This is a genomic window from Pseudomonas sp. NPDC089422, from assembly GCF_044749405.1.
Taxonomy (GTDB): Bacteria; Pseudomonadota; Gammaproteobacteria; order Pseudomonadales; family Pseudomonadaceae; genus Aquipseudomonas.
In genome coordinates this window covers 120,927-132,542 of record NZ_JBIVHW010000011.1, presented here as the reverse complement: position 1 = coordinate 132,542, position 11,616 = coordinate 120,927, and the positions used below count along the sequence as shown (strand labels likewise).

Annotated in this window: 12 protein-coding genes; all 12 read right to left on the bottom strand. The window is 59.5% G+C overall.

What is annotated here, in order from left to right:
* Window positions 1-25 precede the first annotated feature (25 nt).
* Window positions 26-886 (bottom strand): F0F1 ATP synthase subunit gamma, encoded by an 861-nt coding sequence (atpG, locus tag ACIPZ8_RS20755; RefSeq protein ID WP_013974905.1) that lies wholly within the window; start codon window positions 884-886, stop codon window positions 26-28.
* A 48-nt stretch (window positions 887-934) separates the two neighbouring features.
* Window positions 935-2,479 (bottom strand): F0F1 ATP synthase subunit alpha, encoded by a 1,545-nt coding sequence (atpA, locus tag ACIPZ8_RS20750; protein ID WP_400726922.1) that lies wholly within the window; start codon window positions 2,477-2,479, stop codon window positions 935-937.
* A 21-nt stretch (window positions 2,480-2,500) separates the two neighbouring features.
* A complete protein-coding gene (locus ACIPZ8_RS20745; RefSeq protein ID WP_003253191.1) occupies window positions 2,501-3,037 on the bottom strand; it encodes a F0F1 ATP synthase subunit delta in 537 nt (178 codons plus the stop codon).
* A 12-nt stretch (window positions 3,038-3,049) separates the two neighbouring features.
* A complete protein-coding gene (locus tag ACIPZ8_RS20740) occupies window positions 3,050-3,520 on the bottom strand; it encodes a F0F1 ATP synthase subunit B (RefSeq protein ID WP_027917106.1) in 471 nt (156 codons plus the stop codon).
* 57 nt (window positions 3,521-3,577) lie between these two features.
* The gene (gene atpE, locus ACIPZ8_RS20735; protein ID WP_003097235.1) at window positions 3,578-3,835 is read right to left on the bottom strand and encodes a F0F1 ATP synthase subunit C; all 258 of its coding nucleotides are present in this window, start codon (window positions 3,833-3,835) and stop codon (window positions 3,578-3,580) included.
* Window positions 3,836-3,978: 143 nt separating this feature from the next.
* The gene (gene atpB / locus ACIPZ8_RS20730) at window positions 3,979-4,848 is read right to left on the bottom strand and encodes a F0F1 ATP synthase subunit A (RefSeq protein ID WP_400726919.1); all 870 of its coding nucleotides are present in this window, start codon (window positions 4,846-4,848) and stop codon (window positions 3,979-3,981) included.
* Window positions 4,849-4,864: 16 nt separating this feature from the next.
* Complete coding sequence (locus tag ACIPZ8_RS20725; RefSeq protein ID WP_008092225.1) at window positions 4,865-5,272, bottom strand: F0F1 ATP synthase subunit I; 408 nt, start codon at window positions 5,270-5,272, stop codon at window positions 4,865-4,867.
* Between the two features lie 149 nt (window positions 5,273-5,421).
* Window positions 5,422-6,294 carry a ParB/RepB/Spo0J family partition protein gene (locus ACIPZ8_RS20720; RefSeq protein WP_294327059.1) on the bottom strand — a complete coding sequence of 291 codons (873 nt, stop codon included), beginning with the start codon at window positions 6,292-6,294 and terminating at the stop codon, window positions 5,422-5,424.
* A gap of 9 nt (window positions 6,295-6,303) precedes the next feature.
* A complete protein-coding gene (locus ACIPZ8_RS20715; RefSeq protein ID WP_060507762.1) occupies window positions 6,304-7,095 on the bottom strand; it encodes a ParA family protein in 792 nt (263 codons plus the stop codon).
* 18 nt (window positions 7,096-7,113) lie between these two features.
* Window positions 7,114-7,764: a 16S rRNA (guanine(527)-N(7))-methyltransferase RsmG gene (gene rsmG / locus ACIPZ8_RS20710; RefSeq protein ID WP_400726916.1), complete on the bottom strand. Its 651-nt coding sequence runs from the start codon at window positions 7,762-7,764 to the stop codon at window positions 7,114-7,116.
* Window positions 7,761-9,653 carry a tRNA uridine-5-carboxymethylaminomethyl(34) synthesis enzyme MnmG gene (gene mnmG, locus ACIPZ8_RS20705; protein WP_400726913.1) on the bottom strand — a complete coding sequence of 631 codons (1,893 nt, stop codon included), beginning with the start codon at window positions 9,651-9,653 and terminating at the stop codon, window positions 7,761-7,763. The genes rsmG and mnmG overlap by 4 nt, the downstream gene beginning before the upstream one ends.
* A 557-nt stretch (window positions 9,654-10,210) precedes the next feature.
* A complete protein-coding gene (gene mnmE / locus ACIPZ8_RS20700; RefSeq protein ID WP_400726912.1) occupies window positions 10,211-11,581 on the bottom strand; it encodes a tRNA uridine-5-carboxymethylaminomethyl(34) synthesis GTPase MnmE in 1,371 nt (456 codons plus the stop codon).
* Window positions 11,582-11,616 lie beyond the last annotated feature (35 nt).

Below are 11,616 nucleotides of genomic sequence, written 5' to 3'. Positions count from 1 at the left end.
CTGGATCCTCTGAATTTTTGAACCGTTAAACCGCGGCAGCGCCGCCGACGATTTCCGAGATCTCCTGGGTGATCGCAGCCTGACGCGCCTTGTTGTAGATCAACTGCAGCTCTTTGATCAAATCACCGGCGTTGTCTGTGGCGTTCTTCATGGCGATCATCCGGGCCGCTTGTTCAGCAGCGTTGTTCTCGACCACCGCCTGGTATACCTGCGACTCCACGTAACGCACCATCAAGCCGTCCAGCAGCTCTTTTGCGTCGGGTTCGTACAGGTAATCCCAGTGATGCTTGAGATCCTGATCCGGGGTTGCCACCAACGGTACCAATTGCTCGACCGTCGGTTTTTGGGTCATGGTGTTGATGAACTTGTTCGAAACCACCGAAAGGCGATCGATACGGCCGTCCAGGTAGGCGTCCAGCATCACTTTGACGGAGCCGATCAGATCGTTGATCGATGGCTCTTCGCCCAGGTGGCTGATCGCGGCTACGACGTTGCCGCCAAAGATGCGGAAGAAAGTCGCACCCTTGCTGCCGATCACGCACAGGTCGATTTCAACGCCCTGTTCGCGGTTTTCGTTCATGTCCTTGACCAGGGCCTTGAACAGGTTGGTGTTCAAGCCACCGCACAGACCACGGTCACTGCTCACCACGATATAACCGGCGCGCTTTACAGGGCGCTCGATCATGAACGGGTGGCGGTATTCCGGGTTGGCGTTGGCCAGATGACCGATCACCTGGCGGATACGCTCCGCGTAAGGACGGCTAGCAGCCATGCGCATTTGTGCCTTGCGCATCTTGCTGACCGCCACTTTCTCCATGGCGCTGGTAATTTTTTGCGTGCTTTTGATGCTCGCAATCTTACTGCGAATCTCTTTTGCGCCTGCCATGTATCACCTATCAGGTTAGCAAGCGGGGGCCGGAGCCCCCGCTGCGGCTTACCAGGTCTGGGTGGCCTTGAACTTCTCGATACCGGCTTTCATGCCAGCGTCGATTTCGTCGTTGAAGTCACCCTTCACGTTGATCTTCGCCATCAGTTCGGCGTGATCACGGTTGAAGTAGGCGATCAGTGCTTGCTCGAAGCTACCGACCTTGGAGACTTCCACGTCAGTCAGGAAACCACGCTCAGCGGCGTACAGCGACAGGGCCATGTCCGCGATGGACATTGGCGCGTACTGCTTCTGCTTCATCAGCTCGGTTACGCGCTGACCATGCTCCAGCTGCTTGCGGGTCGCTTCGTCCAGATCGGAAGCGAACTGGGCGAATGCAGCCAGTTCACGGTACTGAGCCAGAGCGGTACGAATACCACCGGACAGCTTCTTGATGATCTTGGTCTGAGCGGCACCACCTACGCGGGATACCGAAACACCGGCGTTCACTGCAGGGCGGATGCCCGATTTGAACATGGCCGATTCCAGGAAGATCTGACCGTCGGTGATGGAAATCACGTTGGTCGGAACGAACGCGGAAACGTCGCCAGCCTGGGTTTCGATGATCGGCAGGGCGGTCAGGGAACCGGTCTTGCCAGTGACTGCGCCGTTGGTGAACTTCTCGACGTACTCTTCCGAAACGCGCGATGCACGCTCCAGCAGACGGGAGTGGAGATAGAACACGTCACCTGGGTACGCTTCACGTCCTGGTGGACGGCGCAGCAGCAGGGAGATCTGACGGTAAGCAACGGCCTGCTTGGACAGGTCATCGTAAACGATCAGGGCGTCTTCACCGCGGTCACGGAAGAACTCGCCCATGGTGCAGCCGGCGTATGGCGCCAGGAACTGCAGTGCGGCGGATTCCGAAGCACTGGCAACGACCACGATGGTGTTGGCCAGGGCGCCGGTTTCTTCCAGCTTGCGAACGATGTTGGCAACGGTGGAACGCTTCTGGCCGACTGCAACATAAACACAGAAAATACCGGAGTCTTTCTGGTTGATGATGGCGTCGATGGCCATGGCGGTCTTGCCGATCTGACGGTCACCGATGATCAGCTCGCGCTGGCCACGGCCGACAGGGATCATGGCGTCGACGGACTTGTAGCCAGTCTGTACAGGCTGGTCTACCGACTTACGCCAGATCACGCCTGGAGCCACTTTCTCGACCGCGTCGGTCTGGGTGTTGCCCAGAGGACCTTTGCCGTCGATCGGGTTGCCCAGTGCGTCAACGACGCGACCCAGCAGTTCCTTACCAACCGGAACTTCCAGGATGCGGCCGGTGCACTTGGCGCTCATGCCTTCGGCGAGGGTGTCATAGGCACCCAGGATCACTGCACCTACGGAGTCTTGCTCCAGGTTCAGGGCCATGCCGAATACGCTGCCAGGGAACTCGATCATTTCGCCGTACATGACGTCGGCCAGACCGTGGATCCGCACGATACCGTCGGATACCGAAACAACGGTACCTTCGTTACGGGCTTGGGAGCTCACATCGAGGTTATCGATGCGGCCCTTGATGATTTCACTAATTTCGGAAGGATTGAGTTGCTGCATTGCTCTGCTGCCCCTTCAAACTCAAGATTTCAATGCTTCGGCCAGTTTCGCGATCTTGCCGCGAACAGAGCCATCGATTACCAGGTCACCAGCGCGGATGACGACACCGCCAATCAGGCTGGCATCCTCCGACGCGTGCAGGCGAACTTCCTGGCCTAGCCGTGCACTGAGAACCTTGGCGAGTTTGTCTTGCTGTTCTTGGTTCAACGCGAAGGCACTGGTGACTTCCACGTCCACGGATTTCTCTTGCTCGGCCTTGTACAGGTCGAACAGGGCGGCAATCTCCGGCAGAAGCAGGAGACGGTCGTTTTCCGCGGCAACATGAATGAAATTCTGTGCCTGTGCATTGAACTTGTCACCGCACACGTCAATGAACGTGGCGGCCTTTTCTGCGCTCGTCAGTCGCGGGGCCTTGAGCAGGCGCTGCATGGTGTCGTCTTGCGACACCGCAGCAGCCAGGCCGAGCATGGCTGACCAATTGGCCAGTTGCTGATGGGCCTGGGCATGCTCAAAGGCAGCCTTAGCGTAAGGTCGGGCCAACGTGGTCAGTTCTGCCATGATCGCCCTCGCTTAAATTTCAGCGGCCAGTTTGTTAACCAGCTCCGCATGCGCGTTTTGATCGATTGTGGCGCCAAGGATCTTTTCAGCACCGCCAACGGCCAGGGCACCCACTTGGGCACGCAGGGCGTCTTTAGCACTGTTCAGTTCCTGTTCGATCTCGGCCAGAGCCTGAGCCTTCACACGGTCAGCTTCGACGCGGGCCTGGTCACGGGCTTCCTCGACAAGCTGAGCAGCGCGCTTCTTGCTTTGCTCAATGATTTCGGCTGCCTGTGCTTTAGCTTCACGCAGTTGCTGACCCACTTTCTCTTGGGCCAGCTCCAGGTCGCGAGCTGCGCGGTTGGCAGCGTCCAAGCCGTCGGCAATCTTCTTTTGACGCTCTTGCAGAGCAGTGATGACCGGAGGCCATACGTACTTCATGCAGAAGAGTACAAAAATCAGGAAGGCAACGGATTGGCCAATCAGGGTTGCATTAATGTTCACGCCAACACCTCGCTCGGTCTTAATTCATCACAGCCATCAACTCGTGGTTACGAGTGATTAGCCGGCGATCTGACCAACGAACGGATTCGCGAAGGTGAAGAACAGAGCGATACCAACACCGATCATGGTTACGGCGTCGAGCAGACCGGCAACGATGAACATTTTAACCTGCAGCATCGGAACCATTTCTGGTTGACGAGCAGCGCCTTCCAGGAATTTGCCGCCCAGCAGGCCGAAACCAATGGCGGTACCCAGAGCACCCAGGCCGATCAGCAGAGCAACAGCGATAGCGGTCAGACCAACTACAGTTTCCATCTTTCCTCCCGACTTTTACGTCGTATTGGTTAGGTTTTTAAGTTGAAGCGGTAAAACAAATCGTTTGGTACAGCTGCCCTTGCGGACTTTTAAAGCCCTCCCCCCAAACGAGCGGGGAAGGCTACAAGACACGCCAGGCGGTCTTAATGGTTATCTTCATGAGCCATCGACAGGTAGACGATGGTCAGCATCATGAAGATGAAAGCTTGCAGCGTGATGATCAGGATGTGGAACACAGCCCACGCCCACTGCAGCACGATACCCAGGCCGCTCAGCCAGAGAATGCCGGCGCCGAACATCACGGCGATCAGGATGAACACCAGCTCGCCGGCGTACATGTTGCCGAAAAGACGCAGTGCCAGCGAGATCGGCTTGGCGATCAGGGTGACGAATTCCAGCAGGAAGTTCACCGGAATCAGCAGGATCTGAACGAAGATGTTCTTGCTGCCGAACGGGTGCAGGGTGAGCTCACCGATGAAGCCGCCCAGGCCCTTGACCTTGATGCTGTAGAAGATGATCAGGGCGAACACGCTGAAGGCCATGGCCAGGGTCGCGTTCGGGTCGGTGGTCGACACGGCGCGGAACGGAATGTGCGGATCACCGGAGATCAGCATGGCCAGCTGAGGAATCCAGTCGACCGGTACCAGGTCGATGGCGTTCATCAGGAATACCCAGACGAAGATGGTCAGCGCCAGCGGGGCGATCACCGGGCTACGGCCGTGGAAGGAGTCCTTCACGCTGCCGTTGACGAAGTCCACCAGCACTTCAACGAAGTTCTGCAGGCCGCCGGGTTGGCCGGAAGTCGCCTTCTTGGCCGCCATGCGGAAGATGAACAGGAAGATCAGACCCAGCGCGACGGACCAACCCAGGGTGTCCAGGTGGAACGCCCAGAAGCCCATTGCCTTGGCTTCTGCAGCCGAATGGGCAAAGCCCCAGCTGCCGTCTGGTAGTTGACCGTAGGTCAGGTTCTGCAAGTGGTGCTGGATATAGCCCGAAGCGGTTTCTGCTGCCATGGTTGCCTCAAACGCCCTAAGGTCTCGAAAGTCTTTTATTCATCAGCAGGGGCGCGAACCAGCTGACCAAAAGGGTCAACACGAAGACGCCGAATACTGCTAACGGCGCCAGTGGCTTCACTCCTGCGAAGGTCAGTGCAAATAGCACTGCCGTCAAAATCATCTTGCCTGCCTCGCCAGCGTAAAACGACTTGACGATAGCTTGTGCCGCCCTGGCTCCGCTGAAGCGAAAAGCCTTCCAGGCGAAATACACATTGGGCAGCCAGGCAATCAAACCTCCGCAAAGGCCTGAATATCCACTGACCGCCCCTTTCCACTGCCACAACACCAAGGTTGCCAGCAGTAGTACGACGAATTGAGCCAGCAGTACCGGAAAAACCGCCCAGCGATGGAAAGGCAGGCGGTTTGGCGTGCGGATTTCCATCACAACTGCTCCTCGGAAGTCGACCAACAAGTCAGTTATGACTTGGCATAATTTGTGCCGACAAAATGCGCGCAGAGTATAGGGGTGGATTAACCCCTATTCAACTCTTCGGTAGTGATTTCCGACTGCGCGCTACAACGGGAATTGTTTCAGCGGATGTGAGCAAGCACGCCTTGCAACTCGTCAAGCGAGTTGTAGCGAATAACCAATTGGCCTTTGCCCTTGTTGCCGTGGCGTATCTGCACGGCAGAGCCCAGGCGCTCTGCGAGCCGCTGTTCAAGGCGCGCGATGTCCGGATCAGGTTTGCTCGGTTCGACCGGATCAGGCTTGCCGTTGAGCCACTGACGCACCAGTGCCTCGGTTTGGCGCACGGTGAGGCCACGTGCGACAACATGACGCGCCCCTTCTTCCTGACGATCTTCCTCGAGGCCGAGCAAGGCACGGGCGTGGCCCATTTCCAGGTCGCCGTGGGCGAGCATGGTCTTGATCGCCTCGGGCAGCGAGATCAGGCGCAGCAGGTTGGCCACGGTCACCCGCGACTTGCCCACGGCATCGGCCACCTGTTGCTGGGTCAGCTCGAACTCCTGCTGCAGGCGCTGCAGGGCCAAGGCTTCTTCCAGCGGGTTGAGGTCCTCGCGCTGAATGTTCTCGATCAGCGCCATGGCGATGGCGGCTTCATCCGGTACTTCGCGCACCATCGCCGGGATGGTGTCGAGACCGGCCTGCTGGGTGGCGCGCCAGCGGCGCTCACCGGCAATGATCTCGTAGCGGCTACCGTCGATCGGGCGGACCACGATCGGCTGCATCACACCATGGTTGCGAATCGAGTGCGCGAGTTCTTCCAGTGCCTCGGGGTCCATGTCACGGCGCGGCTGGTACTTGCCGCGCTGGATCAGTTCGACGGGCAGGTGTTGCAGTTCTTTCTGGTCGATCGTCACAGCCTGCTCTTCGAGCGCGCTGACGGAAGGACCACTTAGCAGTGCATCCAACCCACGTCCGAGACCCCGTTTCTTAACGGCCATGCGGATTCCTTAAGTTGTTTGTGCAGTGCGAGATTGACGGCGTTGACGGCGTACCAGTTCCCCGGCCAGGGCCAGATAGGCCAGTGCGCCACGCGATTGCTTGTCGTAGGCCAGCGCCGGCATGCCGAAGCTCGGGGCCTCGGCCAGGCGGATGTTGCGCGGAATGACCGTGTCGTACAGTTGCTCGCCGAAGTGTTCCTTGAGCTGCGCCGAAACATCGTTGTTCAGGCTCAGGCGCGGGTCGTACATGGTCCGCAGCAGGCCTTCGATCTTCAGCTGCGGGTTCAACCGGGCAGCGATGCGCTTGATGTTATCCACAAGGTCGCTGAGACCTTCCAGTGCGTAGTACTCGCACTGCATCGGGATGATCACGCCATCGGAGGCGACCAACGCGTTGAGCGTCAGCATCGACAGCGACGGCGGGCAGTCGATGAGGATGAAATCGTAGTTTTCGCGGATCGGCGCCAGCGCGTTGCGCAGGCGGCTCTCCTTGACCTGCATTTCCAGCAGCACTACTTCCGCGGCGGTCAGGTCGCGGTTGGCCGGCAACAGCTGGTAGGCGCCATGCTCGGAGTAGTGCATGGCCTGGGCAAGGTCGCATTCCCCGATCAGCAGGTCATAGACCGAATGCTCGAGTTCGTGTTTGTCCACACCGCTGCCCATGGTCGCGTTGCCCTGGGGATCGAGGTCGATCAGCAGCACACGACGCTTGGTCGCGGCCAGCGATGCTGCGAGGTTGATACAGGTGGTGGTCTTGCCGACACCACCTTTCTGGTTCGCGATTGCGAATACCTTAGCCATTGTTGCGTGTGTTCCCAGTCAAGCCTTGCGGCGCAGTATCAGCAGATGGCGCTGGCCCTGGCAACCTGGAACGGTCAGGGCCTGCTCGCTTTCCACTGTGAAGTCTGCGGGCAATGCTACCAGTTCATCGGCAGGATGCAGCCCCTTCATTGCAAGCCATTGCGTCCCGGTGTCGCCCAGATGGCGGGTCCAGTTGGTGAAGTTCTCCATGCTGCTGAAGGCGCGGGAGATGATTCCGCTGAACGGTAGCGACGGCTGGAAGGCTTCGACCCGGCTGTGGATAACCGTGAGGTTGTCCAGTTTCAGTTCCATTTTCACCTGGGTCAGGAAGCGCGTCTTCTTGCCATTGGCGTCCAGCACCGTCACCTGCTTGTGCGGATGCAGGATAGCCAAAGGAATGCCGGGCATGCCACCGCCGCTGCCAACATCCAGCCAGTTGTCACGCTCGCTGTGGATAAACGACATGATGCTGAGGCTGTCGAGCAGATGGCGGGACACCATCTCGTCCGGATCGCGCACGGCAGTGAGGTTGTAGGCTTTGTTCCATTTGATCAACAGGGCCAGGTAGCCCAGCAGCTTTTCCTGCTGCTCGGCGCTCAGCTCGACTCCGAGCTGGCGCGCACCTGTGGACAACTCTTCGGCGTGTTGCGGGGTGACCAGGGAACTCAAGCGCTTTGCTCCAATTCGCGGCCAGCGCCGCGTTTTTTCAGATGAATCAGCAACAGGGAAATCGCCGCCGGGGTTACACCGGGGATACGCGAAGCCTGGCCCAGGGTCTCCGGGCGAGTCTGGCCGAGCTTGCCCTGGATTTCCTTCGACAGCCCGGAAATCGTGGTGTAGTCGATATCCACAGGCAGGCGGGTGTCTTCGCTGGCGCGCAGACGTGCGATCTCGTCCTGCTGACGGTCGATGTAACCGGCGTACTTGGTCTTGATCTCGACCTGCTCGGCGACCTGTGGATCGATTTCCTCACCGCCGGTCGCTTCGATCAGCCCGGCATAGTCGATCTCTGGCCGGGCCAGCAAGTTGAGCAGGCTGTACTCGTGGGCCAGCGGCGTGCCGAACTTATCCACAATGGCTTGGCCTTGCTCGGTGTTCGGGCGCACCCAGGTCGACTTCAGGCGCTGCTCTTCCCGCTCGATACCGTCGCGCTTGGCGCAGAACGCGGCCCAGCGATCGTCATCGATCAGGCCGAGCTCGCGACCTTTCTCGGTCAGGCGCAGGTCGGCGTTGTCTTCGCGCAGGATCAGCCGGTATTCGGCGCGCGAAGTGAACATGCGGTACGGCTCCTGGGTACCCAGGGTAATCAGGTCGTCGACCAGTACGCCGATGTACGCCTCGTCGCGACGCGGGCACCAGCTTTCGCGGCCTTGCGCGCGCAGCGCGGCGTTGGTCCCGGCCAGCAGGCCCTGGGCGCCGGCTTCTTCGTAGCCGGTGGTGCCGTTGATCTGGCCGGCGAAGAACAGGCCGCCGATGACCTTGGTCTCAAGGCTGTACTTGAGGTCACGCGGGTCGAAGTAGTCGTACTCGATGGCGTAACCCGGGCGAACGATGTGGGCGTTTTCCATACCGCGGATCGAGCGCACCAGCTCCAGCTGCACATCGAACGGCAGCGAAGTGGAAATACCGTTGGGGTACAGCTCGTGGGTGGTCAGGCCTTCCGGCTCGATGAACACCTGGTGGCTTTCCTTGTCGGCGAAGCGGTGGATCTTGTCTTCGATCGACGGGCAATAGCGCGGGCCGACACCTTCGATCACACCGGAGTACATCGGCGAACGGTCGAGGTTCGAGGCAATGATCTCGTGGGTGCGGGCGTTGGTGTGGGTAATCCAGCAGCTCACCTGCCGCGGGTGCATGTCGGCATTGCCCATGAACGACATCACCGGGATCGGCGTGTCGCCTGGCTGCTCGGTCATGACCGAAAAGTCCACGGAACGCCCGTCGATACGCGGCGGTGTACCGGTTTTCAGGCGGCCGACGCGCAGCGGCAGTTCACGCATGCGGTGAGCCAAGGCAATCGATGGCGGATCGCCGGCGCGACCGCCGGAATGGTTCTGCAGCCCGATGTGGATAAGGCCGCCGAGGAAAGTACCGGTGGTCAGCACCACGGATTCGGCGAAGAAGCGCAGACCCATCTGGGTCACCACGCCTTTGACCTGGTCCTGTTCGACGATCAGGTCATCACAGGACTGCTGGAATATCCACAGGTTCGGCTGGTTTTCCAGGATCTCGCGGACCACCGCCTTGTAGATGGCGCGGTCGGCTTGCGCACGGGTGGCGCGTACGGCCGGGCCCTTGCGGTTGTTCAGGATGCGGAACTGGATGCCGCTCTTGTCGGTGGCCAGCGCCATGGCGCCGCCGAGCGCATCGATCTCTTTGACCAGATGGCTCTTGCCGATGCCACCAATGGCCGGGTTGCAGCTCATGTGACCGAGGGTTTCCACGTTATGGGTCAACAGCAGGGTTTTCACACCCATGCGTGCTGACGCAAGCGCAGCCTCGGTACCGGCATGGCCGCCGCCGATGACGATCACTTCAAAACGGGAAGGGAAATCCACCACGCACCTCGTGCCTGTTTTTGCGAATAGAGAAGGTAAGCCGACAAGTATAGGGACTTCACCCCCTCTAAAGGAACCGTCTGAGCAAATTTTGACCAGTCTGTGGATGAATGGCAGACAACAGAAATCAAAGAGGAGAAATTTAAAAAAGCTTTGTTTTTATGTTTATTCTTATGCACAGCCCTACCTGTGGATAAGGTTCTGCAGCCCTTTATCTGTCTGTTTTACAGCAAAATTGAACCCTGTGGCTTACCCACCGTGAGGGCTATGGATAACGTCTTTTAGCCTGTGGATTAAATGACTGTTTACCCACAGGCGTATTTGTCCTCAGAAAAAACGCCTGCTTATCAACGGAGCTGAAGCCGGGTTTTCCACAGGGCTCCTGAATAGGGTTTTGTATCTGTGGATGGATTTCCGCAAGCCTGAACCGGCCTCTTCGCGGCTAAAGCCGCTCCCACAGGGGGCGGTGTAGTTTTGAAAGATCCGACGAGTGGATAAATTGCAGGCAAAAAAAAGCCGCTCCCGGAGGAGCGGCCTTGGTTTTATCCAGCTGTGGATTACTTACCGATGCAGAAACTCGAGAAAATCCGTCCAAGCAGGTCATCGGAACTGAACGCACCGGTGATCTCCCCCAGCGCCTGCTGCGCCTGACGCAGGTCTTCGGCCAGCAGTTCACCCGCGCCAGCCAGGGTCAACTGTGCGCGACCGTGCTCCAGGTGCGAACTGGCCTGGCGCAAGGCATCCAGGTGGCGCCGGCGGGCGCTGAAACCGCTCTCGGCGGTCTGTTCATAACCCATGCAGGCCTTGAGGTGATCGCGCAGCAGTTGTAGCCCCTGATCGTCCCCTTTGGCGCTCAGGGTGATGGTCACATGGCCGTCGTCGCACTGTTCCAGGCCTACCCGCTCACCGCTGAGATCGGCCTTGTTGCGAATCAGCGTGACCTTGCCAGGATCTGGCCGCTGGTCGAGAAACTCGGGCCACAAGGCGAACGGGTCACTGGCCTCGGGGGCAGTGGAGTCGACCACCAGCAGCACTCGGTCAGCCTCGCCAATGGCCTTCAGCGCGCGTTCAACGCCGATCTTTTCCACATGGTCGTCGGTGTCCCGCAGGCCGGCCGTATCGACTACGTGCAGTGGCATGCCGTCGATGTGGATATGTTCGCGCAGGATGTCCCGGGTGGTGCCGGCGATGTCGGTGACGATGGCCGCCTCGCGCCCCGCCAACTGGTTCAGCAAGCTCGACTTGCCGGCATTGGGCCGGCCGGCGATGACCACCGTCATGCCGTCACGCAGCAAGGCGCCCTGCCCGGCCTCGCGCTGCACGGTGGATAACTCGCTGCGCACTGCATCAAGCATCGACAACACATGGCCATCGGCGAGGAAATCGATTTCCTCTTCAGGGAAGTCGATCGCGGCCTCGACGTAGATGCGCAGGGCAATCAACGCCTCTGTCAGGCTGTGCACACGCTTGGAGAATTCCCCCTGCAGTGAGCGCAAGGCATTGCGCGCAGCCTGGCTGGAGCTCGCTTCAATGAGGTCGGCGATGGCTTCGGCCTGGGCCAGGTCGAGCTTGTCGTTGAGGAACGCACGCTCGCTGAACTCACCCGGACGCGCCAGACGGCAACCCACTTGTACACACCGCTGCAGCAGCATATCCAGGACCACGGGGCCGCCATGCCCCTGCAGCTCGAGCACATCCTCGCCGGTGAACGAGTTGGGACTTGGGAAGTACAGCGCAATGCCTTCATCCAGCACCAGGCCATCCTCGTCACGGAATGGCCCGTAGTGGGCGTGGCGTGGCGTCAGCGTTCGGCCGGTAATCAGCTGCCCCGCCTTGCTCGCCAATGGCCCGGACAACCTCACGATCCCGACGCCTCCGCGGCCCTGGGCAGTGGCGATGGCGGCGATGGTTTCACGCACAGTGTTCATGCTCGAAAGCCTCTACGACAAAAACGACAGATAGC

Coding starts and splice junctions, on each gene's coding strand:
- atpG (WP_013974905.1), bottom strand. CDS start 886: ATGGCAGGCGCAAAAGAGATTCGCAGTAAGATTGCGAGCATCAAAAGC.
- atpE (WP_003097235.1), bottom strand. CDS start 3,835: ATGGAAACTGTAGTTGGTCTGACCGCTATCGCTGTTGCTCTGCTGATC.
- ACIPZ8_RS20715 (WP_060507762.1), bottom strand. CDS start 7,095: ATGGCTAAGGTATTCGCAATCGCGAACCAGAAAGGTGGTGTCGGCAAG.
- ACIPZ8_RS20745 (WP_003253191.1), bottom strand. CDS start 3,037: ATGGCAGAACTGACCACGTTGGCCCGACCTTACGCTAAGGCTGCCTTT.
- mnmE (WP_400726912.1), bottom strand. CDS start 11,581: ATGAACACTGTGCGTGAAACCATCGCCGCCATCGCCACTGCCCAGGGC.
- atpA (WP_400726922.1), bottom strand. CDS start 2,479: ATGCAGCAACTCAATCCTTCCGAAATTAGTGAAATCATCAAGGGCCGC.
- ACIPZ8_RS20725 (WP_008092225.1), bottom strand. CDS start 5,272: ATGGAAATCCGCACGCCAAACCGCCTGCCTTTCCATCGCTGGGCGGTT.
- atpB (WP_400726919.1), bottom strand. CDS start 4,848: ATGGCAGCAGAAACCGCTTCGGGCTATATCCAGCACCACTTGCAGAAC.
- ACIPZ8_RS20720 (WP_294327059.1), bottom strand. CDS start 6,294: ATGGCCGTTAAGAAACGGGGTCTCGGACGTGGGTTGGATGCACTGCTA.